A 25,807-nucleotide genomic window follows, 5' to 3' on the forward strand; every position below is an offset into this window, starting at 1 on the left:
GAACTGCATGCCGAGATAGTCGGCGTCGCGCAGGATCGTCGCCGCGTCCTTCAGCTCGTCCGTGCCCTTCAATTCCTCGGTGCCGATGTTGAGCAGCTGGAGGCGTGGCCGCTCGAGGTCGAGCACGACGCGGGCATAGGCTGCGCCCATCACCGAGAATTGAACGAGGTTCTGGGCGTCGCATTCGGTATTGGCGCCGAGATCGAGCATGACGAGGTCGTTCTCGCCCAGCGTCGGGAGCAAGGCGGCGAGGGCAGGCCGGTCGATCCCCGGCATGGTGCGCAGCGCCAGCTTCGACATCGCCATCAAAGCGCCGGTATTGCCGCCCGAGACGGCGGCGTCGGCCTCGCCCGCCTTCACGGCGGCGATGGCGCGGCCCATCGAACTGGTCTTGGCGCGGCGGATCGCCTGGCTCGGCTTGTCCTCGGCACTGATGACGTCGTCGCAATGGACGATCTCGCACACCGAGCCGACCCCGTCATGCCGCGCGAGCTCGGCGCGGATCGCCGTCTCGTCGCCGAACAGGAGGAAGGAGAGGTCGTCGCGGCGCTGGAAGGCCAGCGCGGCGCCGTCGAGCATCACCGCGGGCCCGACATCGCCACCCATCGCGTCGATTGCGATACGTGGCCCGCTGCCCACCCGGTCTGCCCTCCTTACGTTAGGGTGTAAGCTCAGGCCTCGACCGGCCGGACTTCACGGCCGTTATAATGGCCGCACGCCTGGCACAGATTGTGCGGAAGGCGAAGCTCGCCGCAATTCGGGCATTCCTGATAATTGACCGGCTTCAGCGCATCGTGGCTGCGGCGCATGTTGCGCTTCGAAGGCGATGTTTTTCTTTTGGGGACGGCCATCCTGGCACCTGTTTCCGTATACTAGGGTTCGATGTGGCGAGCACGGTGCCAAAGGTCAACGGCTGATCGGGCCGCGGGCCATGGCGGCCGGAGTGCGCTCGCTGGAGCGGTGCCCGCCTATACCGATTTCCGCCCATGTTGCAAGCGCGAGCACCGCATGCCAACCAGTGCCGCCGAACCGAAGGGAAGAACGCCATGCCGAGCGGAATAGTCCTGCCGATCACCCTCACCATGGCCGGGGCGGCGACTCTGATGAACGTGTGGCTCGCAAACCGGGTGGGACAGGTGCGGCGGGCGGCGAAGGTTTCGGTCGGCGACGGCGGCAACGACGCGCTGGCGCGGCGCATGCGGGCCCAGGCGAATTTCGTCGAATACACGCCCTTCTTCCTGATCCTGCTTGCCCTCGTCGAGCTGGCGACGGGATCGGCGACGTGGCTGTGGGCGGTCGGCGCCGTCTACATCGTCGGCCGCCTCGTCCACGCCTTCGGCATGGATGGCCGCACGCGCCTGCGCATGATCGGCATCATGCTGACGATGCTGATCCTCATCGGGCTCGCCATCTATGCGCTGGTCGTGCCGTATCTCGCCCACCCCAAGGCGGGCGCGACGGTCTCACAGATCAGGTCCGCCTGACGCGGCTTCACCCGGCGCGGGCGAGGACGCTGTCGGCGACGAAGGGGTTGGACTGCCGCTCCTGCCCGAAGCTCGACATCGGGCCGTGGCCGGGCACGAACATCGTGTCTGCGCCGAGCGGCCAGAGGCGCTGGGTGATGGCGTCGATCAGATCCTGATGGTTGCCCATCGGAAAGTCGGTGCGGCCGATCGAGCCGCGGAACAGGACGTCGCCGACGATGGCGAGCTTGGAAGCCGGGTGGTGGAAGACGACGTGGCCGGGCGTGTGGCCGGGGCAATGATAGACGTCGAACACCAGGTCGCCGACCGTCACCTGGTCGCCGTTGACCAGCCAGCGATCCGATTCGAAGACCTTCCCGGTGATGCCGTAATTGCGGCCGTCATCCTCCAGCCGCGCGATCCAGAAGCGGTCCGCCTCGTGCGGCCCCTCGATCGGCACCCCCAGCTCGTCGGCGAGGATCTTGGCCGATCCGCAATGGTCGATATGGCCGTGGGTGAGGAGGATCTTCTCGACGGTGACCTCATGCTGGCGCGCCGCCGCCTTCAGCCGGTCGAGATCGCCGCCGGGATCGGTGAAGGCGCCCTTCATGGTGCTGGTGCACCACAAGAGGGTCGAATTCTGCTGGAGCGGCGTCACCGGCACGATGACGGCCTTCATGGAGGGCTCGGACATGCGGCCGGAGATGGCCTGCGTTCAGCCAAGTTGCAACCGGGCCGAACCCGCCTCTAGGGTGCGCCGCAATGAGGCTCACCCACCTTCAGCGGCTCGAGGCCGAGGCGATCCACATCCTGCGCGAGGGCGTGGCGGAGAGCGAGCGGCCGGTCATGCTCTATTCGGCGGGCAAGGACAGTTCGGTCCTCCTCCACCTCGCCCGCAAGGCCTTTTACCCCGCGCCGCCGCCCTTCCCGCTCCTCCATGTCGACACGACCTGGAAATTCCGCGCCATGTACGATCTGCGCGACCGCGCGGCGGCGGCGGCGGGCATGGAGCTCATCGTCCACCGCAATCCCGAGGCGGAGGCGCGGGGGATCAATCCGTTCGACCATGGCTCCTCGCTCCACACCCAGATGTGGAAGACGGACGGCTTGCGCCAGGCGCTCGACGCCCACCGCTTCGACGCGGCGTTCGGTGGCGCCCGCCGCGACGAAGAGAGGGTGCGGGCAAAGGAGCGCGTCTTCTCGCTCCGCGCCGCCGGCCACCGCTGGGACCCGAAGCGCCAGCGGCCCGAGCTCTGGCACCTCTACAACGGCCGCAAGGCCAAGGGGGAGAGCCTGCGCATCTTCCCTTTGTCCAACTGGACCGAGCGGGACGTCTGGACCTACGTCGCCGCCGAGGGAATCGAGGTGTCGGATCTGTATTTCGCGGCGCCGCGGCCGGCGGTGGAGCGGGACGGCACGCTGCTGATGGTCGACGACGCGCGGATGAAGCTCGGCCCCAATGAGCGCCTCGAGGAGCGGTGGATCCGCTTCCGCACGCTCGGCTGCTACCCCCTTTCCGGCGCGATCGAGAGCCGGGCGACGACGCTCGACGCGCTGATCGAGGAGATGCGCCTCAGCCGCGCGTCCGAGCGCCAGGGCCGCCTCATCGACCGCGACGGCGCCGCCGCCATGGAGCGCAAGAAGCGCGAGGGCTATTTCTGATGGGTACGGAGAAGAAGCTCCTCCGCCTCGTCGCCTGCGGCTCCGTCGACGACGGCAAGTCGAGCTTGCTCGGGCGCCTGCTCGCCGAGACCGGCTCGGCGCCGGACGACGAACTCGCGGCCTGCGCGGGGGACCTGTCGCGGCTGTTCGACGGATTGGAGGCGGAGCGCGAGCAGGGGATCACGATCGACGTCGCCTACCGCTATTTCGAGACCGAGCGGACCAAGTTCATCGTCGCCGATGCGCCAGGACACGAGCAGTACACCCGCAACCTCGTCACCGGCGCCTCGACCGCTGACATCGGCCTCGTCCTCGTCGACGCGCGCAAGGGCGTGCTCGACCAGACCCGCCGCCACGCCTACCTCTGCCGCCTGCTCGGCGTCCGGCGGCTGATCCTCCTCGTCAACAAGATGGACCTGGTCGGCTTCGACGCCGGTGCGTTCGCCGCGGCGGTGGAGGATTTCCGCGCGGTCGCGGAAGGTTTCGACGCCATCCCGATCTCTGCCGCGGCGGGCGACAATGTCGGCACGGCATCGCCCAACATGCCGTGGTACGATGGGCCGCCTTTGCTCGATCTCCTCGAAGCGGCGGAGCCGGAAGAGGATCGCGCCGCCGCGGGACCGTTCCGTCTGCCGGTCCAATACGTGACCCGGCTGGACGCGGAGCGGCGCGGCTTCTCTGGCCTCGTCGCGGCGGGAAGCATTGCCGTCGGCGATGAAGTGCAGGTGATGCCGGCCGGCACCCGGGCAACCGTCGCGGCGATCCTCGACGGCTTCGACGCGCCCGGGGAGGCGCTAGCCGGTCAGTCGATCACCCTGGCGCTGGACCGCCAGGTGGATTGCTCGCGCGGTGACGTCATTGCGTCCGCCCCGCTCCCCGACGTGGCGGACCAGTTCGAGGCGGACATCGTGTGGATGGCGGAGGAGGAATTGGTCGGCGGCCGGCAATACCGGCTGAAGCTCGGCACCCAGAGTGCGCTGGCCACGCTGCAGCCGCCCAAGCATGAGATCGACATGGCGACATTGTCGCCGGTGCCCGCGCGCTCGCTCGGCCTCAACGCCGTCGGCGTCTGCGACCTGTGGACCGACCGGCCGCTCGTCCACGCGCCTTATGCGGAAAATCGCGAGCTCGGCGGCTTCATCCTCATCGACCGCGTGACCAACGAGACGGTTGGCGCCGGGCTCATCGGCCATGCCCTGCGGCGCGCCACCAACGTCCGCGCGCAGCCGCTCACCGTCACGCCGGACGTCCGCGCCGCCGCGCTCGGCCAGAGCCCGCGCCTGCTGTGGTTCACCGGTCTCTCGGGGGCGGGCAAGTCGACCATCGCCAATCTCGTCGAGGCGAAGCTCCACGCCCGCGGCCGGCACACCTTCCTGCTCGACGGCGACAATGTCCGCCTCGGCCTCAACCGCGACCTCGGCTTCTCCGACGCCGACCGCGCCGAGAATATACGCCGGGTCGGCGAGACGGCGAAGCTGATGCTCGATTCAGGCCTCATCGTCCTCGCCGCCTTCATCAGCCCCTTCCGTGCGGAGCGGCGGATGGTAAGCGAGCTGCTGGGGCGGGACCGTTTCGTCGAAATCTTCATCGACGTGCCGCTCGCCGAGGCGGAGCGGCGCGATGCGAAGGGCCTCTATGCCAAGGCGCGCGCCGGCGAGATTCCCAACTTCACCGGCATCGGCTCCCCCTACGAGCCGCCCGAGGCGCCGGACCTGCGCCTCGACACCAGCCGCCTCTCGCCCGAGGAGGCCGCCGACGCCGTGGTGCGTTATCTGGAGGAGGAAGGATGAGGCTTCTGGCTATGCTCGCCGCTTTGCCGCTCGCCGCCTGCGCCACTGTGCCCGCCGCGCCTCCCCCTCCCGCCCCCGCGCCGGCGAGTTGGGCTTGGGCGACGTTCGACAGCCGGGGCGTGCTCCGCTCGGGCGCCGGCGGGCTCGCCGACCGCGCGGCCGGTCGCGCGGTGACGATCGACGACCCGGTGCGGGTCGCCTCCGTCACCAAGCTCCACGTCGCGCTCGGCGTCATGCGGCTCGTCGAGCAGGGCAAGCTCGACCTCGACCGCGACGTCTCCGACTATTTGGGCTGGCGGCTCAGGAACCCCTCGTTTCCGAACGCACCGATCACGCTGCGCCTGCTTATGTCCCACCGCTCCAGCCTCACCGACGCGGCCGATTACGTCCTGCCGATCGGCACCAGTGTCGAGCGCCACGTCCAGAATTCGAAAGCCTGGGACGCGGCGCACCCGCCCGGCACCTATTTTCGCTACACCAATCTGAACTTCCCGGTGATCGCCACCGCGATGGAGCGGGTGACCGGCGAGCGGCTCGACCGCCTGATGCAGCGGCTCGTCCTGGCGCCGCTCGGCGTCTCGGGCTGCTTGAACTGGTCAGGTTGTGCGGCCCCGGTGCTCGCCCGCGCCGTGGCCCTCTACGCCCCCGATGGCAAGGTGGTGAAGGACGATTTGCGCGGCGCGCCGCCGCCGTGCCTCGTCTACGCGCCGGCCGATGGGAGCTGCGACCTCCCCGGTTACGCGGTCGGCACCAATGGCGGCCTGTTCTCGCCCCAGGGAGGGATGCGCATCTCGGTCGCGGACCTGGCAAAGGTCGGCGGGGTGCTGCTCCGCCGCGGCACCCTGCCCGACGGCAGACGTTTCCTCACCGAATCGAGCATCGCCGAGATGGAGCGCATCCACTGGCGTCATGACGGCGCCAACGGCGAGACGGAGGAGGGTTTCTACTGCGCCTACGGCCTCGCCGTGCAGACCAGCGCCCAATGTGCCACCGACGATCTGTTCGGCGACGGCAAGCCCCGCATCGGCCATGCCGGGGACGCCTATGGCGTGCGCTCCGGCCTGTGGGTGGACCCCGCCACCGGCCGCGGCATCGCCTTCTTCGCCACCGGCCTCGGCGATGCGCCGCCGAAGGGCCGCTCCTCCTACCGGGCGGCGGAGGAATGGCTGGCGGCGAACCTCAGGCGCTGATCTCCGACAGCAGCTTCACCCGTGCTGAAACGCCGAGAGCCTTGTCCCGGAACCGAACGTCGCAGGTCAGCAGGTCGCACTCGAGTTCCTCGGCGAGCGCGAGGTAGAGACAATCCTTGAGCGGCGTTCCGAGGCGGACGGCTAGGTCGGCGCCGTCGAGGAGCCGGTTCGGCGTGACGGGGTAGCCTGCGATCGTCTGATCGGACCAGATCTTTGTCCATTCGTCCAGAGCGTGGATCGCGTCCGCTTGAACGGCCTTGTCCATGTTCGCCCGTCGCACGCACGCACCCCCAACCTCGACGAAGATCAAATCGGGTGCGGCAAACCTTCGGCGCTCGTCAGCAAGAAGCGCGAGAGCGGCCGGACTGTCCATCTCGCGCAGAATCCATTTTGCCGCCAAGCTTGCGTCGACAACACAAATCACTCTTCGTCGCGCATCTGGCGAATGATCGGCGTGCTGTCCGGCAAGATGCCGTGACGACTCTCAACCTCCGCATGGAAAGCGCGGAGGCGCTCGACGAGGCGTTGTCTAGGTGTCGCGGCGTCTTCCAGAATCGACCGCACCTCAGCCTCCAGCGACCGGCCGTTATGCTCGGCTCGGCTGCGCAAGACGTCATAGACCCTGTCGTCGAGGCGGCGGACTGTCAGCGTTGCCATGGGTGGGATAATAATGCCCGTGCTAGCACAGTGCAAGCAACTCAGCACTCGACGACGTTGACGGCGAGGCCGCCGAGGCTGGTCTCCTTGTAGCGCTCGTTCATGTCGAGCCCGGTGCGGCGCATCGTCTCGATGACCTGGTCGAGGCTGACGAGGTGCGAGCCGTCGCCGGCGAGGGCGAGGCGGCTCGCCTCGATCGCCTTGACCGCGCCCACCGCATTGCGCTCGATGCAGGGCACCTGGACGAGCCCGGCGATGGGATCGCAGGTGAGGCCGAGATTGTGCTCCATGCCGATCTCGGCAGCATTCTCGATCTGCGCCGGCGTGCCGCCGACCGCGGCCGTCAGCCCCGCCGCGGCCATCGAGCAGGCGACGCCGACTTCGCCCTGGCAGCCGACCTCGGCGCCGGAGATGGAGGCATTCTCCTTGAACAGCGAGCCGACCGCGGCGGCGGTGAGGAGGAAGGTGCGGACGCCCTCGTCGGTCGAATGCGGCGTGAAGCGCTGGTAATAGCGCAGGATCGCCGGGACGATGCCGGCGGCGCCGTTGGTAGGGGCGGTGACGACGCGGCCGCCGGCGGCATTCTCCTCGTTCACCGCCAGCGCCCAGAGGTTGACCCAGTCGATCACCGTCAGCGGGTCCGATAGCGTCCGCTCGGCGCGGTCCAGCAGCAGGCGGTAAAGGCCGGGCGCACGCCGCTTCACCTTGAGGCCGCCGGGGAGGATGCCGCTCTGGGCGATGCCGCGGTCGATGCAGCGGCTCATCGCCTCGGCGATCGTGGCGAGGCGGGCGTCGATCTCCTCGTCGGGGAACTGGGCACGTTCGTTGGCGCGGGCGACGTCTGCGATCGTCATCCCCTCGCGCGCGGCGATCACCAGCAGCTCGGCCGCGGAATGGTAGTTGAACGGGATATCCCACACGCCGTCGGGCGGCGCGTTGCGCGCGATGGCGGTCTCGTCGAGGACGGCGCCGCCGCCGGTTGAATAATAGACGCCCGTCTCCAGCGCCTCGCCGGCCGCGTCGGAGGCGGCGAAGCGCATGCCGTTCGAATGGTGCGGCAGCCGCTCGCGCTGGAGGAAGCGCAGGTCCCCCGCTTCGTCGAAGCTGATGTCGCGGTCCTTGCCCAGCGGCAGCCTGCCCTTCTCGCGAATGCCGGCGACGATGCGGTCCGCCTCGTCCGGATCGATCCCGTCCGGCCGCTGCCCCGACAGGCCGAGCAGGATGGCGCGGTCGGTGGCGTGGCCCTTGCCCGTCAGGGCGAGGGATCCGTACAGGTCGACCTCGACGCGGGCGGTGCGGCCGAACAGGCCTTTGTCGCGCAGCGTCTCGACAAAGCGGCATGCGGCCGTCATCGGCCCCATCGTGTGGGAGCTCGACGGGCCGACCCCGATCTTGAAGAGGTCGAAGACGCTGGAAACCACCGGAAAAACTCCTGACGCCGCGCGAGATGGACCCGCACCCGGCTTCTGGCAAGACGGCAGGCCTTTCGTCCTCCTCGACGGGTGGGGCGGGGAAGGCGCGATGCTGTACCGGGAGCCGGTGGAGATCGTCCAGGCGTGGCGGCCGGAGGAGGTGCGACCTGCGCTCGAAAGGCTGAGGGCGGCGGGTACGGAGGCTGCCGGTTTCCTCGCCTACGAAGCCGGACACGCGCTCGAGCCTGCTGTGTCGGCCTTAGACGGCGCAACCGAGACGCCGCTCCTGTGGTTCGGGTTGTTTGAAGGCGGCGAAGCGGTCGATCTAGAGACGCTTCCGCAACCTGACGGAGCCTGGGCAAGCCGTCCGCGGCCGCTCGTCGCGCCCGACGATTATCTCCGCGCCGTCGAGACCGTGCAGGAGCACATCCTCGAAGGCGACGTCTATCAGGCGAACCTCACTTTCGAGGCGGAGGTGGCGACGGCCGGGCACCCGATTGCCCTCTACGCCGCGCTGCGGCGCCGGGCCCGCGCCGGCTGGGGCGGGATCGTCTTCACCGGCACCCGCTGGCTGCTCTCCTTCTCCCCAGAATTGTTCTTCACACTGGAGAGCGGCCGCATCACCGCGCGGCCGATGAAGGGCACCGCGCCTGCGGGAAGCGACCCGGAGGGGCTGCGGAGCGATCCGAAGCAGCGCGCCGAGAACCTCATGATCGTCGACCTGCTGCGCAACGACCTGTCGCGGGTGGCGGCGCGCGGCAGCGTCGCCGTGCCCCGGCTGTTCGAGGTGGAGGAGTATCCGACGGTCCAGCAGATGACCTCGACCGTGACCGCGCAGCTGCGCGACGGGCTCGGGCCCGTCGATCTCCTGCAGGCGATCTTTCCCTGCGGTTCGATCACCGGCGCGCCGAAGATCCGCGCGCAGCAGATCCTGAACGGGCTCGAACGGCGCGCGCGCGGCGTTTACACGGGGAGCATCGGCCGGATCGCCCCGGACGGTGACGCCGCGTTCAACGTCGCGATCCGCACCCTGGTGCTGCGCGACGGCGAGACGCGGGCGCGACTCGGCCTCGGCTCCGGCATCGTCGCCGACAGCCGGCCCGCGGACGAGTGGCGCGAGTGCCTGGCCAAGGGAGCCTTCGTGGAGACCGACCGCAGCTTCGACCTTATCGAGACGATGCGCTTCGATCCGCACGACGGCATCGCCGAGCTCGAGCGCCACCTCGCGCGGATGAAGGCCAGTGCCGAAGCGCTCGGCTTCGTCTTCGATCGCCACGGCGCTCGCAACGAGCTGCAGGCGGCGACCTTCGCGCTGCGGGCACCGCGCAAGCTGCGGCTGCGGCTCTCGCGGACGGGGGCTATCGCCATCGAGACGCGGCCGCTGCCGGGCGCGCCGGAGGGGTCGGTGGAGGTCGCGCTGGCGCTGCTGCCGGTCGACCCGTCCGACTTCCGCCTCCGCCACAAGACCAGCGACCGGGCCTTCTACGATGCGCCGCGCGAGACTTCCGGAGCCTTCGAAACCCTGTTCGTCGACGCCGCCGGCTTCATCACCGAAGGCAGCTTCACCAACGTCTTCGTAAAGCGCGACGATATGCTGCTGACGCCGCCGCTCACTCGCGGCCTCCTCCCCGGCATCCTGCGCGAGCGGCTGCTCTCCGAAGGCCGGGCCCTTGAAGCGGAGCTGAGGGAGGACGATCTGAGGGACGGGTTCCTGATCGGCAACAGCCTTCGGGGACTCATGGGCGCGCAGCTCCGGAGTGTCTCACCATGAAGATTGCAATGCCCGCGGCCATCGCCGTCGCCGCTCTCGCCGGCGGCGCCTGGCTCCTCTCCCCCTCCGCCCCCGCCAGCGCCGCCGCCCCGCCGCCGCCCAAGATCGACGTCCCTGCCTCGGGCCCCACCCAGACGGCCGTCTTTGCCGGCGGATGCTTCTGGGGGATCGAGGGCGTGTTCGAACATGTGAAGGGCGTGAAATCCGCCACCGCCGGCTATGCCGGTGGGAGCCGCGCCGATGCCAATTACCCCAAGGTCGGGACGGAGACGACGGGCCATGCCGAATCGGTGCGCGTCGTCTACGATCCGCGGCAGGTCAGCTACGGGCAGCTACTGCGTGTCTTCTTCGCGTCGCACAATCCGACCGAGGTGAACCGCCAGACCCCCGACAGCGGCCCCAGCTACCGCTCCGCCGTCTTCCCGCAGAACCCGGCGCAGCGCCGCGCGGCTTTGGCCTATATCGCCCAGCTCAATGCCTCCCACGCCTTTTCCCAAAAGGTGGCGACGAAGGTGGAGAGCGGCGCCTTCTACCTCGCCGAGGACTATCACCAGGGCTATGAGCGCAAGCACCCGGACAGCCCCTATATCCGCCGCTGGGACATGCCCAAGCTGGCCGCGTTGAAGGCGAACTTCCCGACGCTCTGGCGGAACTAGGCCGCCCCGTGGCGACGCCGCCACCCGACGTTACGGGCGCCGTCTTCTTCGGCTTGGCGGCGTTATGGATGGCGGCTTTGACGCGCTGGCCACGCTTGTGGATCGCGATGTCGGTCAACCGGCGCGTGATGCGGGAGCAATTCGCCCGCAAGGAACGTCAACTCCGCATCGTAACGACGCTCGGCATTCCCCTCTGCGGGATCATGAGTCTGCTCCGCTACTTTTCGCCTTGATGAAAGGCACGGCCCTTATGCCGCCAGCGGGAACCTGAGCAGGCGGTCGGCGACCGGCACCAGCGCCTCCGCTTTCGCTCCGACGGCGCGGACGATCTCCGGGTGGGAAGCGTCGAGGCCGCCGGTCAGCGAGCCGAAGGCGGGCAGGATCAGCTTGGTATCCGTCGCGACGAAGCAGCGGCGAGAGACCCGGCGGCCGCGGTGGCTGACGCGCAGCTTCGGGTGGAAGTGGCCGGACAGCTCCGGTCGAAGCTCGGCCGGATCGGCTTCGTGGCGCAGCAGGAGGCCGTCCACCTCCGCTTCCTCGACGATCGAGCCGCCGCAATGATCGAGGATGCCCGCATCGTGGTTGCCGGTGATCCAGGTCCAGCGCGTCGAGGCGGTGAGCGCGGTCAGCATCTCCCGCGCCCGCACGGGCAGGCGCTCGCAGCCGAACTTGTCGTGGAAGCTGTCTCCCAGGCACCAGATTTCGCCGGCGCCGGTGGTGACGGCGAGCGCCGTCAAATCGGCGAGGGTGGCGATCGAATCGTAAGGGGGGAGCATCTGCCCGAAGCGGGCGAACCAGCTCGCTTTTTCGAGGTGGAGGTCGGCCAGCAGCAAGGCGCGGCGCGACGGCCAGAACAAGGCGCCCTGCGGCAGCGCCATCAAATCGTGGCCACAGAACGTAAAGCGAACCATTGCCCTGCTATAGCCGGGCCGGCCGCGGGTTCAAGCGCTTAGCGCGTCAGCTCTTTGACAAGGGCGGCGGCCTGCGCGTCGGCGCGGCCCGAATCGGAGTGCACGAAGGTCGGGTTGGCGACGACGAACAGCAAAGCCCCGGCAAGGAAACCCTCGACCACCAGCACCATAGGACTGCGAAGCTTGCGCAACATACCCGTCTCGGCCCCCGCGGAGCCGCCTCCCTTATGCATTCTCGGGATATCCGGCGCTCTTACGGCGGGTCGGATCCCGTCTCCGTCCTGGCGCCCTCAACCTTAACAGGAGATAAGCGGAGGGTGCGCCGTAACAACCCGTGGGCCACCCTGCGCGGCGGGCGGTTCCTTTTATGCGTTGAGATGCTTCCCGTGATCGGGAGCCCGCAGGTCAGCGGGTAAGCTCAGCCAGCCGCGCCGTCGCCTGCGCGTCGTTGCCCGGCGCACCGGCGCCCACGACGGAGGGATCGGCGGCGACGAAGACGAAGGCCGCGGCGATGAAGCCCTGCACAACCAAGGCAACGGGGTTACGGAATGCGTTCGGCCTTTTCACTGTCTCACCGCGTCCTTCATCATCGAAGGTCCAGGCGCATACCGGCCCGGCGCGCGGCGGTCTCTCGGCAGAATCGGCAAAAATGGGGACAGCCCCGTAACTGTCCCCACTTCGCGGACGGATCAGGCGGCGGCGCGTTCTTCCTGGCGCTGCACGACGGGCTCGGACGGCGCGTCCGCCTCGATCGTGCGGCGGCCGCCGCCGTTGATCTCGATCTTGCGCGGCTTCATCGCGTCGGGAATTTCGCGGACCAGTTCGATCGACAGCAGGCCGTCCTGCATGTCCGCCGCCTCGACCCGCACGAAATCCGCCAGCTCGAAGCGCCGCTCGAAGGCGCGGGTGGCGATGCCGACATGGACGAAATTGCCGTCGCGGCTGCGGGCCTCGCCTTTGCGGCCCGTGACGGTGAGCAAATTCTGCCGCGCCGTGATGTCGATGTCGCCCGGGCCGAAGCCGGCGACGGCGAGCGTAATCCGGTAGCGATCGTCGCTCAGTTTCTCGATGTCGTAGGGCGGGTAATTGTCCGACTGCTCGCGGTTCGCGCTTTCGAGGAACTCGAAGAGCCGGTCGAAGCCGATGGTCGAGCGGCGATAGGGGGTGAAATCGAAGCTTCTCATATCCTTGTCCTCCAGTTGAGCAACATGGGCACGAGCGGTCCGGCACGAGGCCCGGAGCCCCTCGCGGATGCCGCCGGACCCCGGATAGCGGCCCGGCGGGAGGAGATTTAGGTGCGGCGAAAACGGCTTCAAGAGCCCCTAAATCCTCCCCTGCATTTGCAGCGGAGGGGGACCATGCGCAGCATGGTGGCTCATGGCCCAAGAGGCCCCTCCACCGCACTTCGTGCGGTCCCCCTCCCCTCGAAAGCGAGGGGAGGACTAAAGGACCACATTCTCCGCCACCGCCGCCGCGAGTTCGGCGAGGGTGAAGGGCTTCCGCAACACCGGCACCTCGGAGCCGAGCGCCGCTTCGAGCTGCTCGCTTTCCGCATAGCCGGTGACGAAGACGATCGGCAGGTCCGGCGCAATCTCCCGCGCCGCGCGGGCCACTTCGGCGCCGTGCATGTTGGGCATCGCATAGTCGATCAGGGCGAGGTCGGGGCGGCGCTCGCGCAGGCGGGCGAGGCCCTCCTCGCCATTCTCCGCCGCCACCACTTCGTGGCCGAGCCCTTCGAGCGAAGCGATGAGGAAGGCGCGCACGTCGTCATCGTCGTCGACCACGAGCACTCGCGCCCGCGATGTCGGGGCCGCGACGCCCGCCGCCGCCGCGCCCTCGATGCTTGCGGCGTCGGGGGCTTCCATACCGGGGAGGAGGATATCGACATCGGTGCCCCGCCCGACCTCGCTGGCGATGCGCAGCGTTCCCCCGGCCTGCTGGGCGATGCCGTAGACCTGGGCGAGGCCGAGGCCCGTCCCCTTGCCGAGCGGCTTGGTGGAAAAGAACGGCTCGGTGGCGCGCGCGACGACGTTCGGCGGCATGCCGGCCCCGGTGTCGGAGACGCGGATGCGCACGAAGGTGCCGGCGCGGTGGTCGGCCTCGTCCGGCAACGTCAGCCGCGCCGTCGAGATGGTGAGGATGCCGCCGCCGTCCGGCATCGCGTCGCGGCCGTTGATGGCGAGGTTGAGGACGGCATTTTCAAGCTGGTTGGCGTCGCACAGGCCGTAGCCTGCATCCGGGGCCAGATCGGTTTCGATGACGATAGAGCGGCCGATCGAGTGGCGCAGCAGGGTCTGCATCTTGTCGATGACGTCGTTGACCGCGACGGGCGCCATGCTGATGCGCTGGATGCGGGAGAAAGCGAGCAGCTGCCCGGTGAGCTTGGCGCCCCGACGGGCCGATTCGAGGGCGGTGTCCGCGACCCGCTTCAGGCGCGCATCCTCGACCCGCGCGGCGAGCAGCTCGAGCCCGCCCATGATCGGGGTGAGGAGGTTGTTGAAATCGTGGGCGATGCCGCCCGTCAGCTGCCCCACCGCCTCCATCTTCTGGGCCTGGCGAAGCGCCTCCTCGGCACGCAGCCGCTCGCCGACCTCGGCCTGCAGGCGGTCGAGGGCGGCGCTGAGGTCGCCGGTGCGCTCGGCGACGCGGCCCTCGAGCGTCTCGTTCGCCTCGCGCAGGGCGGCCTCGGCCTCCTTCAGCGCAGTGATGTCGTGGGCGACGCCGATGAAGCCGACATGCTCGCCTTGCGGGCCGAAGCGCGGCTGCGAGATCGAGCGGATCCAGCGCCAGCCCTTGCCGCCCCTGTAGCGCCCGACCAGTTCGAAGGGCCGCAACGTCGCCTCGCCGGCGATCGACTCGGCGACGATGCGCTCGGCGTCGTCGGGATGGATGACGGTCCGCCAGTCGAAGCCGACCGCCTCGTCGTAGCTGATGCCGAGGAACTCCACATAGGCGCGGTTCACGAAGCTGCGGCTGCGGTCCAGCCGCGTGACCCACATCGGCACCGGCGCGGAATCGGCGATGAGGCGGAAGCGCTCCTCGCTTTCGCGCAGCGCAAGCTCGGCCAGATGGCGCTCGGTGACGTCCGTCCCCTGGATGAAGATGCCGCTGACGCTGCCGCCCGACTCGAGCATCGGCTGGAATACGAAATCAACCTGTCGCTCCTCGGCGGCCGAGCCGGGCTCGCGGCTGAGGCCTATCGACATCGAGCGGCCGGTGAAAGCGTTGCCGCTGCGATAGACCTCGTCGAGCAGTTCGAAAAATCCTTGGCCTTCCACCTCCGGAAGGGCCTCGCGCACCGGGCGGCTGATTAAGTCGCGGTGGCCGACGAGCTGGAGGTAGGCGGCGTTGGTCATCTCGAAGGCGTGCTCCGGCCCGCGCAGCACCGCCATGAAGCCCGGAGCATGATCGAAGAGCTGGCGGAGCCGCTCCGCCTCGGTAATTCGTTCGCGCTCGGCGAGCACCGTCGCCGTCGTCTCGGTGCAGACGCAGAACATCCCTTCCGGCTGGCCCGAATCGCCGCGCAGCGGGCCGTAGGAGAAGGTGAACCAGGTCTGCTCCTCGAAGCCCTTGCGGGTCAGCGTGAGGGGCAAATTCTCCCAGTAAGTTGGCTCGCCCGCGACCGCACGTCGGGCGAGGGGCCCGATGTCCTGCCAAATCTCCGCCCAGATATCCTCGAAGGCATGGCCGAGGGCAGCCGGGTGCTTCCGTCCGAGAATCTCTACATAGGCGTCGTTGTAGAGGAAGCGCAGCTCCGGCCCCCAGGCGATGAACATCGGGAATTTGGTGCTGAGCAGCATGCCGACGGCGGTCTTGAGCGCCTGCGGCCAATGCTCCGGCACGCCGAGCGGCGACTTGTTCCAGTCGAACGAACGGAGGCGCGCACCCATCTCCCCGCCGTCGGCGAGAAAGGCGAGACGGCTGGGGGGCACCTCGGCAGGGGAATGCGGCGGCATCGAAGCGGATCGTCTCCACGTGCGGCCCCCGCCGGCGCGCCGGAGCCTAGCCGCGCCGCCCGGCGCGGAAAAGCCCGCATTATTGTCAGGGTGGCGCCGGCGCACTAATCTCCGTTGCGAAGGAGAGGTGCGATGTTCACCGACATGCGCGAAGGCACCGTGATGGACTGGGCGCACATTGCGGCCGAGCACGGCAAGCACCAGAAGAGCGTTGCCGCGCGCCAGATCATGGACAGCCTCAAACGCCTCGAGGAGATCGAAGTCGGCTTCGCGGCGAACCAGCTTACCCACAGCCTGATGGCCGGCACCCTCGCCCGGCGGGCCGGAGCCACGGACGAGGAGGTGGTCGCCGCACTCTGCCACGACCTCGGCAAATTGTTCTCGATCCCGAACCACGGCGCCATCGCCGCGGAGATGCTGAAGCCTTACGTGAGCGAGGACATCTACCACGCCGTCTACTGGCACCAGGAATTCCAGGGCCGTTACTATTTCCAGCACCTCGGCAAGGATCCGGAAGGCCGAGCGCGGTTCGCCGGCGAGAGTTGGTACGGCTTCGCGGAGAAGCTGGTCGATGAATGGGACGCGCCGGCCTTCGATCCATCGTTCGAAGTCGATCCGCTGGAAAGCTTCGAGCCGGAGGTGACGCGGGTCTTCTCCAATCCCAAGGCGATGATCTGAGGGGGAAGAGAGGGGACAGTCACCGAGCTCCCCAGCCGGTGCAAGGATGCGCTGGCTTCTGCGGTCGGTGACGGTCCCCATCGAATCCCGAGGACTGGGAGGTCGGTGACTGTCCCGTTTCGCACGCGCCGGAACCGCGGCCCGGTCCGCCGGTTCTGCGCGCCATGGCAATCGAACCCGTCCGCTGGCCCGCCGCCGCGCAATGGCGCGCCGTCCTCGTCCGCACCTGGAAGGAAGCGGGGGACGACAATGTCGGTTTCCTCGCGGCGGGGGTGGCTTTCTATGCCTTCCTGGCCTTCGTGCCGCTGCTTGCCTCGGTGGTGCTGGTCTACGGGCTCGCCGCCGATCCGCAGACGGTCGCCGAGCATATCGGCAAGCTGTTCGCGACCCTGCCCCGCGACGCCGCCGCGCTGATCGCCGACCAGCTCAAGAGCCTCACCGCCAGCCCGCAGTCGAGCAAGGGCTTCGGACTTGCCATCGCCCTCGCCCTCGCCGTCTACGGCGCCAGCAAGGGCGCGACCGGCGTCGTGACGGCCCTCAACATCGCCTATGAACTCAAGGAAACGCGCAGCTTCATCAAGACGACGATCCTGGCGCTGGCGATGACGCTCGGCGGCCTGGTCGTCCTCATCCTCGCCATCGGCGCCATCTCCGCGACGGCGGCGATCGAGCACATCCTGCCTTTCTCCTCGCCGGTGGTGCACGTCCTCTTCCAGGCCCTGTTCTGGGCGGTGGCGATCGCCGCGGTCGCGGTCGGCCTCGCCGCCGTCTATCGCTTCGCGCCGAACCGCCCCGAGGCGCCGTGGATGTGGGTGAGCCCGGGCTCGGCGGCGGCCACCTTGCTGTGGCTGCTCGGAACAATCGGCTTCGGCCTCTACGTCTCGCACTTCGGCAGCTACAACAAGACCTACGGATCGCTCGGCGGCGTCGTCGTCTTCCTCACCTGGCTGTACCTCTCGGCCTACATCCTGATCATGGGCGGCGAGCTCAATTCCGAGCTGGAACGCGAGCAGGCCGAGGAGGCAAAGGCCAAGGCGCCGCAACCCGCGGCCCTTCCTGCCCCCGCCGCACAGGCGCAGAAGGCGCTTCCCGCTCCCGCCAAAGCGGCTGACTCCAAAGCGCCTTACGCCGGGCTCGCGCTCGTCGCCGCGGCTCTCGGCTTCAAGGTCTGGCGCCGACGCCGGAGGCAGCGGAGCGACGGCACCCATTACGGTGCCGACAGGCTCGCGCCCCTCGCGTCCAAAGCCTGAGGGTCAGTCCCGCCGCATCGCCATTTCCGCGAGGCTCTCCGCCTCGATGAGGATCTGGTCCTCAGCCGTTCCCGTCGCCGTCGCCTCGCGGCCGACGATGACCAGCACCGGCACCGCCATCGGCGACACCCGGTCCAGCGTTACGTGCACCATGGTCTCCTGGGCGCGGTCGAGCAAACGCGCGAGGCGGCCGACCTCGGTGAGCTTGCCCTTGGCGTCGTCCCACGCGGCTTTGAGCAGCAGATGGTCCGGCTCGTAGCGGCGCAGCACGTCGTAGATGAGGTCGGTCGAGAAGGTGACCTGCCGCCCCGACTTGCGCTTGCCGGGATGGTGGCGCTCGACCAGCCCGCCGATCACCGCCACCTCGCGGAAGGCGCGCTTCAACAGGTTCGAGCCTTGCACCCATTCGACGAACTCGTCCTCAAGCAGGTCCGGCGAAAGCAGGGCTGCGGGGTCCTCGATCGGCTCGAGTCCGTAGCAGGCGAGGGCGTAATCGTTCGAGACGAAGCCCAATGGCTTCAGCCCCGCGCTCTCCATCCGCCGGGTGATCAGCATGCCCAGCGACTGGTGCGCGTTCCAGCCCTCGAAGCTGTAGCAGACCATGTAGTGGCGGTGCTCGTGCGGGAAGGTCTCGACGAGCAGCTGGTCGGGGCGGGGGAGGAGCGAACGTTCGCCCTGCGCCTCGAGCCAATCGCGGACGTCGTCCGGTAAGCGCGGCCACTGGCTGCGGTCCCACAGGAAGGCGCGGACGCGGTCGGCGAGGTTGGTGGTCATCGCCATCCGGGTGCCGACATAGGTCGGGATGCGCGCGGACTTGGTGGTGGCGCGGACGATGAGGTCGGTGCCGTCGATCTTTTCGACCTCCAGCACCAGCCCGGCGAAGAAGAAGGTGTCGCCGGGCGAGAGGGTCGAGGCGAAATATTCCTCGACCGTGCCGAGCTTGCGGCCGCGGCGGAAGCGGACGTCGAGCAGGGGCGCGTCGACGATGATGCCGGCGTTCATCCGGTGCTGCTGGATGAAGCGCGGGTGCGAGACGCGCCAGGTCCCGTCGGCCTCGCGGGTGAGGCGGCGGAAGCGGTCATAGGCGCGCAGCGAATAGCCGCCGCTCTCGATATAGGAGAGCACCTGGCCGAACAGCTCTTCCGACAGGCCGGCATAAGGCGCGGCGCTGCGCACCTCCTCCAGCATCTCGCCCTCGTGGAAAGGCGCGCCGCAGGCGACGGCCATGACGTGCTGGGCGAGCACGTCGATCGCGCCGGGGCGGAAGACGTCCGGGTCGAGCTCGCGCCGCTCGATCGCGTCGAGGGCGGCGCGGGCCTCGAGATATTCGAAGCGGTTGCCGGGGACGACGATCGCCTCGGAGGGCTCGTCGAGCCGGTGATTGGCGCGCCCGATCCGCTGCAGCAGGCGCGAGGAGCCTTTGGGCGCACCCATCTGGATGACGAGGTCGACATCGCCCCAGTCGACGCCGAGATCGAGGCTGGCGGTGCAGACGAGCCCGCGCAGACGCCCCGCCGCCATCGCCCCCTCGACCTTGCGCCGCGCTTCTACGGAGAGGGAGCCGTGGTGGATGCCGATCGGCAAATGCCCCTCGTTCACCGTCCACAGATCCTGGAAGATCAGCTCGGCCAAACTGCGCGTGTTGCAGAAGACGAGGGTCGTCTTGTGCCGCTCGATCTCGCGCATGACGTTCTGCGCCGCCCAACGCCCCGAATGGCCCGACCAGGGGATGCGCTCGTCTTCCGGCAGCATGATGCCGATCTGCGGCTCGGCGCCGGGATCGCCGATCACCACCTCGACCGTCTCGATGTCGCCGTGCGGCGCCAGCCAGCCCTGATAGGCCTCGGGATCGGCGACGGTGGCGGAGAGCGCGACCCGGCGCAGCCCCGGCGCCAGCGCCTGCAGGTGGGCGAGCGCGAGCGAGAGCAGGTCCCCGCGCTTGCCGGTCGCAAAGGCGTGCACCTCGTCCACCACCACCGTCTTCAGGCCTCCGAACAAGGTGGGGCTGTCCTCGTGGCTGAGCAGCAGGCTGAGCGATTCGGGCGTGGTGAGGAGGATGTGCGGCGGCCGCACCCGCTGCCGCGCCTTGCGATCGGCGGGCGTGTCGCCGGTGCGGGTCTCGACCCGGATCGGCAGGTCCATCTCCGCCACCGGCGTGAGGAGGTTGCGCTGCACGTCCACCGCCAGCGCCTTGAGCGGCGAGATGTAGAGGGTGTGGAGCCCGTCCACCGGGGCGTCGGCGAGTTCGGCGATGGTAGGGAGGAAGCCGGCGAGGGTCTTTCCTGCACCCGTCGGCGCCACCAGCAGCGCGCTACGGCCGGCGCGGGCGGCGGCGAGCATCTCGAGCTGGTGCCGCCGCGGCGCCCAGCCCTTCGCGGTGAACCACGCGGCGACGGGGGCAGGAAGCCCAAGGTCGGTCATTCCGGACTTGATCCGGAACCCATGAACACCTGCCTGTTCGAGCGCGTCGATACCGTGTTCATGGATCCTGACTTTCGTCAGGATGACGAGCGGTGCAAGGGTTCAGACGTCCTCGTCGCCGGTCCGGCGGACCTGCTCCGATTCGTCGTAGACGTTGCGGGTGCCGCGCTCGGTGCGGTCCATCGGCTGGCGCGACTTGCGGTTGCGCAGCATCGCCCACAGCAAGACGGCCGCCAGCAGCAGCCCGCCGATGATCGTCTGAAGCCCCCAGCCGGCGCCGCCCAGATCCATCGTCCCGATCCTCTTCCTTGCGGCGGTCCGCCTTGGAACCGCCTGTGATCCTGGCCATATAGCTCCCGATGGCCCGCCTCGGTTCCTGGATCGAGCCTTTTCCCGAAGGTCTCTACGTCAAGCCGGCGGACGCGTGGGTCGATCCCAGCGAGCCCAAGGCGCGCGCGCTCGTCACTCACGGGCATGCCGACCATGCCCGCGGCGGTCATGGCGAAGTCTGGGCGACGCCGGAGACGCTGGCGATCATGGAGTGCCGCTACGGCCCGCAGCCGGGCGGCCATGGGATCGCCTATGGCGAAGTGGTGCGGATGGGCGATGTCGAAATGAGCTTTGTCCCCGCCGGCCATGTCCTCGGCTCCGCGCAGATCGTGCTGGAGCATGGTGGCGAGCGAATAGTCGTCTCAGGCGACTATAAGCGCCGCCCGGACCCCACATGCCTGCCGTTCGAGCCGGTGCCGTGCGACGTCTTCATCACCGAGGCGACGTTCGGCCTCCCCGTCTTCCGCCACCCGGACACCGGTTCGGAGATGGACCGGCTGCTCGCGCGGCTCCACGAGAATCCGGAGCGGTGCGTGCTGGTCGGCGCCTATGCGCTCGGCAAGGCCCAGCGGCTGATCTGCGAGCTGCGCCGCCGCGGCTATGAGGAGCCGATCTACATACACGGCGCCCTCCAGCGCCTCTGCGACTTGTACAGCGAATGGGGCGTGGACCTCGGCGAAATCCGCCCCGCCACAGGCGCCTCCAAGGAGGAGCTGAAGGGCCGCATCGTGGTGGCGCCTCCGGGAGCCCTCAACGATCGCTGGTCGCGCCGGCTGCCGGAGCCGATTACCGCCATGGCGTCAGGCTGGATGCGGGTGCGCCAGCGCGCCCGCCAGCGCAACGTCGAGCTGCCGCTCATCGTCTCCGACCATGCCGATTGGGACGAGCTTACCGCCACCATCTCGGAGCTGCTGCCCCGCGAAGTGTGGATCACCCACGGCCGCGAGGACGCGCTGATGCACTGGTGCATGACCCGCCAGATCAAGGCGCGGGAGCTGAACCTCGTCGGCCGCGAGGACGAGGACGATTGACCTTCGAGCTGTCGGGGCGTATCTGACCAACTACCTGGTCAGGAGCAAAGCATGGCGGCCGTCAATCTATCGGATGCGAAAGCCCAGCTCAGCAATCTCGTCGAGCGGGCCGAGCGCGGAGAGGACGTGACGATCCTCCGCCGCGGCCGTCCGGCGGTCCGCCTCGTTCCGATCGAGCAGCCGAGGAAGCCGCTCGACGTGGAGGCGCTGCGCCAGCTTACGGCCAAGATGACGCCGTCGAAGCTGACCGGAGTCGAGATCGTCCGAGAGATGCGGGACTCGCGCTACTGATGCTGTATCCGGACACGTCGCTCCTCGTGGCGGCGCTCACGGCGGAGGAGCATACCGACCGCGCGCAGCGATGGCTGTCCGCCCATGCCGCTGCCGGCCTTGTGCTGAGCGCATGGACGCACGTCGAGGTCGCAGCGGCGTTGGCCGCGAAGCTGCGGGCGGGGCAGCTGGAGCCCGCTTTGGCTGACGCCGCCCTCTCGCTCTACGACACCATCAGGCGGGAGCAGGCACGCGACGTCCTGCCGGTAAGCGCGCACTTCAGGCGTGCGGCCGAGATCGCCGCGAATCGGACGGCTGGAGCACGCGGCGGGGACGCGCTGCACCTCGCCATCGCCGCAGAGGAAGAGGCGAGGCTCTGCACCCTCGATCAGCGGCAAGCCGAGGCGGCCGGTGTCCTCGGCTTCGATTTCGTCCTGATCTAGACCTTGATCGTCTCAGGCTGAATCAGCCTGAGGCGTGAATCAAGGTCTCAACCATTTGAATAGAGCCTGATTCACGCTTTCAGCGGAAGCGCGAAGCGCTTCCACCTCAAACGATCAGGCTCTAGAGCCGCATCTTCGGAGGTCGAGCGGTTCGCCCTTCGTCGATGGCGCGATGATAGGCCCGAGAGCGAAGTTGCTGGTGCGGGAGATGATGATGGCGATCAGGGTCCCTCGCGCACCCCAAGGACGGCGCTGATATAATTTATCGGCGCGTGGTCGGCAAGTTCGCGCGCCGCGACGTTGCCGGGCCGCCCCGCGCAGCGGGCGAGATACTCCCGGCGGGCTGCCCATTTATCCTTCATCCGGCCCCACCAACCGGGAGCGGCGGGGAGGACGCGCCCTGCGCGGTCGATGTAAAGCTCGCCGTCGAGGTGCCCGTAGCCGAGGGCCGGCGGCACCGTCGTCACCACGTCGCAGCAATCCACGTAGCGCCGCACCGCGCGGCCCGCGAAGGGGGCCCTGAAGGCGCCGTTGCCGACGCGGGGTGAGCCGAAGGTGACCAGCGAGGAGCCTGGAAGACGCGCGGCGGTGATCGTCGCCATCGCCGCGCCGAGGCTGTGGCCGGTCACCACCGGCGGCGGCCCCTCCTGCAGCCCGAGCCATGCGTCGACCTCACCAGCAAGGCTCTGCTCCGCCGCCAGGAATCCCGTATGGACCCGGCCGGGGCCTGCCCAGCGCCGGCCCCAGAAGCGGGCGTCGGAGATGAAGTCGCCCGGCCGGTCGGGTTGGGTCCCGCGGTAAGCGAGGTAGCGCGTGCCGTCCGCGGCGATCGTCCCGAAACCCTGGGCCTCCGTCTTGGCGTCAATGAACGTCGCCGCGGCGCCGAAGCCGCCCCGCGCGAGCGCCGCGTTCAGCCTGTCGCGGTCGCCCTCCTCGAAACGGATGTAGGCGAGGCGCGACAGCTCGGCGCACAGGCCATCCTGTGTCCAGGGGAGGTCCGTCCCGAACAAAGGTTCGCGCTCCTCGGGATGGAATAAAGCGTCCTTGCTCGCGTCGTATTGCATTCGCCTGCCCCCTCAGCCTTGGGCCAGCATGCGTCGGCGGCACGAAAAAGGCGAATCGGCGGCGGCATCGCGCCGGCGGCCGGCCTATCGGAGGAGATCGACCGCCGAGGCGAGCCCGATTGCCGCGACCACCAGGATGCCCCACCGCACGGCCCGCTCGAGCGCGAAGTTGCTGGTGCGCGACAGGATGATGGCGCTGGCCGGCATGATCAGCATGAACAGGCCGACCGAGAGGATCACGCCCGCCTTCCAGTCCAGCAGCGCAAAGCCCGCGACCGCGAGGGCGGCCCAGAGGATGCAGAAGGCGAGCGCCTCAGGGTAGATCTTGGGCACCTCAGTGCGCCGCCTGCGGCCCGCGCACGATGCCCGACTTGCCGAGCTGCTCGTCGACCTGGGCCATGAGCCGCTCGACGGCGGCTTCGTCCTTGCCCTCGGCACGGGCGACGAGCACGTCCTGCGTATTCGACGCGCGCAGGAGCCACCAGCCGTCTGCGGTGTTGACGCGGGCGCCGTCGGTGCGGTCGACCTTCGCGCCTTCCTGCTCGAGCCGGTCGAGCACCTCGTCGACGATGGCGAACTTGCGCACCTCGTCGACCTGGAAGCGGATCTCGGGCGTGTTGACCATCGCCGGCATCGCGTCCTTCAAGGCAGTCAGCGACCCGCCGAGGCTGCCGACCGCCTCGATCAGGCGCAGGGCCGCGTAGATGCCGTCGTCGAAGCCGTACCAGCGGTGGGCGAAGAAGATGTGGCCGGACATCTCTCCGGCCAGCGGCGCGCCCGTCTCCTTCATCTTCGATTTGATGAGGCTGTGGCCGGTCTTCCACATCACCGGCGTCCCGCCGAGTTCGGCAATGCGGTCGAAAAGGGCCTGGCTCGCCTTGACGTCGGCGATGATCGTCGAGCCGGGCAATTGCTGCAGCACCGGCTCGGCGAGGATCGAGAGGAGCTGGTCTCCCCACACCACGCGGCCCTCGCCATCGACGGCGCCGATGCGATCGGCATCGCCGTCGAGCGCCACGCCGAAGTCGAGGCCCTTTTCGCGGACGAGCTGCTTCAGATCCTCCAGGTTCGCCTCGACCGTCGGGTCGGGATGGTGGTTGGGAAAGCGGCCGTCGACATCGGTGTAGAGCGTGTGATGCTCGCCCGGCAGGCGCTTCACCAGCCGATCGACGATCGGCCCGCCGGCGCCGTTGCCGGCGTCCCAGCCGATCCGGAACGGCTTGCCGGAGAAGTCCATGAGCAGCCGGTCGACGTAGCGGTCCATCACCTCCTGGTCGGTGACGGAGCCGGATCCTTCCTCCCAGTCGCCGGCGGCGGACATGCGGCCGAGCTCCTGGATGCGCTCGCCGAAAAAGGCGGTGTGCTGCAGCACCATCTTGAAGCCGTTATAATCGGCGGGATTGTGGCTACCGGTGATCTGGATGCCGGCGTCGACGTCGAGCTCCGCCTCGGCATAATAGAGCATCGCGGTGGGGCCGAGGCCGATGCGGACGACGTCGCATCCGCTCTTCGTCAGCCCCGTGACCAGCCGCGCCTCGAGCTCCGGCGAGCTGTCGCGCCCGTCCCAGCCGACCGCCACCCGCTTCCCGCCGGCACGGCGCACGACGGTGCCGAAGGTGCGGCCCACCGCCTCCGCATCGTCGGGGCCAAGCGTCTCACCGACCACGCCCCTTATGTCATATTCGCGCAGGGACGTGGGGTTGAAGCGATGGCTCATCGAATTCTCCATGGGGGACGGGATCAAGACGCGCGAGGCGAATTGCGGTTCATTTCGGCGACGAGGGCGTCGCGCGCCGCATTGACGCGGACGGCGAGCTCGGCGGAGCCGCCGGCGTCGGGGTGGACGCGGGCGATGAGGCGGCGGTGGGCGTCGCGGATTTCGGCGAGGCTGGCGTCGATCCGCACGCCGAGGAGTCGCCGCGCTTCGTCCGTGGGCATGGGCGGCGTGGCCGGCGCGCGCGGCTTCCGCCGCCACGCCGCCCAGAACAGGCTCACCGCCATCAGTCCGGCGCCGGGCAGGAGCACGCCCTTGGTGAGCATCTCGAAGCCGAGCAGGAAGAGCAGGGCCGCGACGATGTCCTCGTGGGTGACGCGCTTCAGACGCCCGGTCGCCCACGCCCAGATCAGGCCCGCCGCGGCGAGCAGGACGAATATGCCCATCAGCCCGCGGCGGCGGCGCGCGGCTGGGCCGCCTCTCCGGGCTGGGGGAGGCTGAAGCCGGCGATCATCTCGCGCAATTCCTGGCGCGCCGCGATGTGGGCGATGCCGACTTCGCCCAGCTGCGCGAGATCAAGGAGGGTGATGCCCTTGGGGAACAGCTCGCGGTAGATGACCCGCTCGCCGAGCCCGGGAATGACGCGGAAGCCGACCCGCTTCGAAAGCTCGGTCAGCGCCTCGCCGACGCGGCGCATGTTGCGCGCCTCGATATGCTGCATGCGGTTGCGCAGGACGACCCAGTCGACGCTGGCGCCGTGGGTCTTGGCGCGCTGGGTGCGGCTGTTCCAGACCAATTCGGCGTAGAAGCTCGGGCGACGCACCCGGTAGGTCTCGGCGTCGACCTGGCCGATCAGGTCGAGATCGACGAAGCTGTCGTTGATCGGCGTGACCAGGGTATCGGCGCGAAGCATGGCGGCCCGGGCATGGGGATCGTCGCGGCCGGGCGTGTCGACGACGACGATCTCGACGTCGGCCGAAATGCGATCGAGCTGGGCCTCGATCGTCTCGCCCTTTTCGGGGTCGAACGTCTCGTAGGCGGGCATGACGAGGTCGATGCCGAGCCGCTTCACCGTCTCGGCGCGGTTGTCGAGATAGCGGCCGAGCGTGCGCTGGCGGGTGTCGAGATCGAGCGCGGC

General features: G+C 68.9%; 30 protein-coding genes. 12 read left to right on the forward strand and 18 right to left on the reverse strand.

Annotated features, from left to right (window positions below; genetic code table 11):
* Both VGC56_RS11675 and rpmF read right to left on the reverse strand, forming a co-directional pair.
* Nucleotides 1-639: phosphate acyltransferase (locus tag VGC56_RS11675; protein ID WP_464125081.1), on the reverse strand; the 639-nt coding region annotated here is incomplete at its 3' end.
* 32 nt (nucleotides 640-671) lie between these two features.
* The gene (gene rpmF / locus VGC56_RS11680; protein ID WP_464125082.1) at nucleotides 672-851 is read right to left on the reverse strand and encodes a 50S ribosomal protein L32; all 180 of its coding nucleotides are present in this window, start codon (nucleotides 849-851) and stop codon (nucleotides 672-674) included.
* Nucleotides 852-1,046: 195 nt separating this feature from the next.
* On the opposite strand from rpmF, the gene VGC56_RS11685 reads away from it, so the two are divergent.
* Nucleotides 1,047-1,484 carry an MAPEG family protein gene (locus VGC56_RS11685; RefSeq protein ID WP_464125083.1) on the forward strand — a complete coding sequence of 146 codons (438 nt, stop codon included), beginning with the start codon at nucleotides 1,047-1,049 and terminating at the stop codon, nucleotides 1,482-1,484.
* Nucleotides 1,485-1,491: 7 nt separating this feature from the next.
* Here VGC56_RS11685 and VGC56_RS11690 read toward each other — a convergent pair whose 3' ends face one another.
* Nucleotides 1,492-2,157, reverse strand: a complete 666-nt coding sequence (locus VGC56_RS11690; protein ID WP_464125084.1) for an MBL fold metallo-hydrolase — start codon at nucleotides 2,155-2,157, stop codon at nucleotides 1,492-1,494.
* A 68-nt stretch (nucleotides 2,158-2,225) separates the two neighbouring features.
* Between VGC56_RS11690 and cysD the strand changes: the two genes are divergently transcribed.
* Genes cysD through VGC56_RS11705 form a run of 3 tightly spaced genes read left to right on the forward strand, consistent with a single transcriptional unit; the run spans nucleotide 2,226 to nucleotide 6,105 of the window.
* Nucleotides 2,226-3,125, forward strand: a complete 900-nt coding sequence (gene cysD / locus VGC56_RS11695; protein ID WP_464125085.1) for a sulfate adenylyltransferase subunit CysD — start codon at nucleotides 2,226-2,228, stop codon at nucleotides 3,123-3,125.
* Nucleotides 3,125-4,915, forward strand: a complete 1,791-nt coding sequence (gene cysC, locus VGC56_RS11700) for an adenylyl-sulfate kinase (protein WP_464125086.1) — start codon at nucleotides 3,125-3,127, stop codon at nucleotides 4,913-4,915. Before cysD ends, cysC begins: the two co-directional genes overlap by 1 nt.
* Complete coding sequence (locus VGC56_RS11705) at nucleotides 4,912-6,105, forward strand: serine hydrolase domain-containing protein (RefSeq protein ID WP_464125087.1); 1,194 nt, start codon at nucleotides 4,912-4,914, stop codon at nucleotides 6,103-6,105. Before cysC ends, VGC56_RS11705 begins: the two co-directional genes overlap by 4 nt.
* Here VGC56_RS11705 and VGC56_RS11710 read toward each other — a convergent pair.
* Genes VGC56_RS11710 through VGC56_RS11720 form a run of 3 tightly spaced genes read right to left on the reverse strand, consistent with a single transcriptional unit; the run spans nucleotide 6,095 to nucleotide 8,183 of the window.
* Nucleotides 6,095-6,529, reverse strand: a complete 435-nt coding sequence (locus tag VGC56_RS11710) for a type II toxin-antitoxin system VapC family toxin (protein ID WP_464125088.1) — start codon at nucleotides 6,527-6,529, stop codon at nucleotides 6,095-6,097. The two genes, VGC56_RS11705 and VGC56_RS11710, sit on opposite strands and share 11 nt — an antisense overlap.
* Complete coding sequence (locus VGC56_RS11715) at nucleotides 6,526-6,762, reverse strand: FitA-like ribbon-helix-helix domain-containing protein (RefSeq protein ID WP_464125089.1); 237 nt, start codon at nucleotides 6,760-6,762, stop codon at nucleotides 6,526-6,528. Before VGC56_RS11715 ends, VGC56_RS11710 begins: the two co-directional genes overlap by 4 nt.
* 41 nt (nucleotides 6,763-6,803) lie before the next feature.
* Nucleotides 6,804-8,183 (reverse strand): L-serine ammonia-lyase, encoded by a 1,380-nt coding sequence (locus VGC56_RS11720; protein ID WP_464125090.1) that lies wholly within the window; start codon nucleotides 8,181-8,183, stop codon nucleotides 6,804-6,806.
* A 100-nt stretch (nucleotides 8,184-8,283) separates the two neighbouring features.
* Between VGC56_RS11720 and pabB the strand changes: the two genes are divergently transcribed.
* From pabB to VGC56_RS11735, 3 genes are read left to right on the forward strand one after another with little or no spacing between them, the layout of a single operon-like run.
* Nucleotides 8,284-9,945, forward strand: a complete 1,662-nt coding sequence (pabB, locus tag VGC56_RS11725; protein ID WP_464125091.1) for an aminodeoxychorismate synthase component I — start codon at nucleotides 8,284-8,286, stop codon at nucleotides 9,943-9,945.
* On the forward strand, nucleotides 9,942-10,601 hold the full coding sequence (gene msrA / locus VGC56_RS11730) for a peptide-methionine (S)-S-oxide reductase MsrA (RefSeq protein ID WP_464125092.1): 660 nt from the start codon (nucleotides 9,942-9,944) through the stop codon (nucleotides 10,599-10,601). The genes pabB and msrA overlap by 4 nt, the downstream gene beginning before the upstream one ends.
* Before the next feature lie 8 nt (nucleotides 10,602-10,609).
* Nucleotides 10,610-10,834 (forward strand): hypothetical protein, encoded by a 225-nt coding sequence (locus tag VGC56_RS11735; protein ID WP_464125093.1) that lies wholly within the window; start codon nucleotides 10,610-10,612, stop codon nucleotides 10,832-10,834.
* A gap of 15 nt (nucleotides 10,835-10,849) precedes the next feature.
* On the opposite strand, the gene pdeM is transcribed toward VGC56_RS11735, so the two are convergent.
* From pdeM to VGC56_RS11760, 5 genes are all read right to left on the reverse strand, one after another.
* Nucleotides 10,850-11,512 carry a ligase-associated DNA damage response endonuclease PdeM gene (pdeM, locus tag VGC56_RS11740; protein ID WP_464125094.1) on the reverse strand — a complete coding sequence of 221 codons (663 nt, stop codon included), beginning with the start codon at nucleotides 11,510-11,512 and terminating at the stop codon, nucleotides 10,850-10,852.
* A 38-nt stretch (nucleotides 11,513-11,550) separates the two neighbouring features.
* Nucleotides 11,551-11,682, reverse strand: coding sequence for a hypothetical protein (locus VGC56_RS11745; protein ID WP_464125095.1), 132 nt, complete (start codon nucleotides 11,680-11,682; stop codon nucleotides 11,551-11,553).
* A gap of 235 nt (nucleotides 11,683-11,917) precedes the next feature.
* Nucleotides 11,918-12,079, reverse strand: coding sequence for a hypothetical protein (locus VGC56_RS11750; protein WP_464125096.1), 162 nt, complete (start codon nucleotides 12,077-12,079; stop codon nucleotides 11,918-11,920).
* A 122-nt stretch (nucleotides 12,080-12,201) separates the two neighbouring features.
* A complete protein-coding gene (locus tag VGC56_RS11755; RefSeq protein ID WP_464125097.1) occupies nucleotides 12,202-12,696 on the reverse strand; it encodes an Hsp20 family protein in 495 nt (164 codons plus the stop codon).
* Nucleotides 12,697-12,954: 258 nt separating this feature from the next.
* Entirely contained in the window at nucleotides 12,955-15,468 is a 2,514-nt protein-coding gene (locus VGC56_RS11760; RefSeq protein WP_464125098.1) for a PAS domain-containing protein, read from the reverse strand.
* Nucleotides 15,469-15,600: 132 nt separating this feature from the next.
* Between VGC56_RS11760 and VGC56_RS11765 the strand changes: the two genes are divergently transcribed.
* A complete protein-coding gene (locus VGC56_RS11765; RefSeq protein WP_464125099.1) occupies nucleotides 15,601-16,146 on the forward strand; it encodes an HD domain-containing protein in 546 nt (181 codons plus the stop codon).
* A gap of 164 nt (nucleotides 16,147-16,310) precedes the next feature.
* Nucleotides 16,311-17,396: a YihY/virulence factor BrkB family protein gene (locus VGC56_RS11770; protein WP_464125100.1), complete on the forward strand. Its 1,086-nt coding sequence runs from the start codon at nucleotides 16,311-16,313 to the stop codon at nucleotides 17,394-17,396.
* Nucleotides 17,397-17,399: 3 nt separating this feature from the next.
* Here VGC56_RS11770 and VGC56_RS11775 read toward each other — a convergent pair whose 3' ends face one another.
* A complete protein-coding gene (locus VGC56_RS11775) occupies nucleotides 17,400-19,817 on the reverse strand; it encodes a ligase-associated DNA damage response DEXH box helicase (protein ID WP_464125101.1) in 2,418 nt (805 codons plus the stop codon).
* A 102-nt stretch (nucleotides 19,818-19,919) separates the two neighbouring features.
* Complete coding sequence (locus VGC56_RS11780; protein ID WP_464125102.1) at nucleotides 19,920-20,108, reverse strand: hypothetical protein; 189 nt, start codon at nucleotides 20,106-20,108, stop codon at nucleotides 19,920-19,922.
* A 68-nt stretch (nucleotides 20,109-20,176) separates the two neighbouring features.
* Here VGC56_RS11780 and VGC56_RS11785 point away from each other — a divergent pair, with 68 nt between their 5' ends.
* The 3 genes from VGC56_RS11785 to VGC56_RS11795 are packed head-to-tail and all read left to right on the forward strand — an operon-like array spanning nucleotide 20,177 to nucleotide 21,891.
* Nucleotides 20,177-21,178 carry a ligase-associated DNA damage response exonuclease gene (locus VGC56_RS11785; protein WP_464125103.1) on the forward strand — a complete coding sequence of 334 codons (1,002 nt, stop codon included), beginning with the start codon at nucleotides 20,177-20,179 and terminating at the stop codon, nucleotides 21,176-21,178.
* Nucleotides 21,179-21,229: 51 nt separating this feature from the next.
* Nucleotides 21,230-21,469: a type II toxin-antitoxin system Phd/YefM family antitoxin gene (locus VGC56_RS11790; protein WP_464125104.1), complete on the forward strand. Its 240-nt coding sequence runs from the start codon at nucleotides 21,230-21,232 to the stop codon at nucleotides 21,467-21,469.
* Complete coding sequence (locus VGC56_RS11795; RefSeq protein WP_464125105.1) at nucleotides 21,469-21,891, forward strand: type II toxin-antitoxin system VapC family toxin; 423 nt, start codon at nucleotides 21,469-21,471, stop codon at nucleotides 21,889-21,891. Before VGC56_RS11790 ends, VGC56_RS11795 begins: the two co-directional genes overlap by 1 nt.
* Nucleotides 21,892-22,112: 221 nt before the next feature.
* Here VGC56_RS11795 and VGC56_RS11800 read toward each other — a convergent pair whose 3' ends face one another.
* From VGC56_RS11800 to VGC56_RS11820, 5 genes are all read right to left on the reverse strand, one after another.
* Nucleotides 22,113-22,955 carry a lipase family protein gene (locus VGC56_RS11800; protein ID WP_464125106.1) on the reverse strand — a complete coding sequence of 281 codons (843 nt, stop codon included), beginning with the start codon at nucleotides 22,953-22,955 and terminating at the stop codon, nucleotides 22,113-22,115.
* Between the two features lie 84 nt (nucleotides 22,956-23,039).
* Nucleotides 23,040-23,288, reverse strand: coding sequence for a hypothetical protein (locus VGC56_RS11805; protein ID WP_464125107.1), 249 nt, complete (start codon nucleotides 23,286-23,288; stop codon nucleotides 23,040-23,042).
* Between the two features lies 1 nt (nucleotide 23,289).
* A complete protein-coding gene (gene pgmG, locus VGC56_RS11810) occupies nucleotides 23,290-24,672 on the reverse strand; it encodes a phosphoglucomutase/phosphomannomutase PgmG (protein WP_464125108.1) in 1,383 nt (460 codons plus the stop codon).
* Between the two features lie 23 nt (nucleotides 24,673-24,695).
* Entirely contained in the window at nucleotides 24,696-25,115 is a 420-nt protein-coding gene (locus VGC56_RS11815; protein ID WP_464125109.1) for a J domain-containing protein, read from the reverse strand.
* The coding region (locus VGC56_RS11820) for a division plane positioning ATPase MipZ (protein WP_464125110.1) at nucleotides 25,115-25,807 on the reverse strand (693 nt) is incomplete at its 5' end. The genes VGC56_RS11820 and VGC56_RS11815, both read right to left, overlap by 1 nt.

Source organism: Allosphingosinicella sp., from assembly GCF_036403745.1.
Classification (GTDB): Bacteria; Pseudomonadota; Alphaproteobacteria; order Sphingomonadales; family Sphingomonadaceae; genus Allosphingosinicella.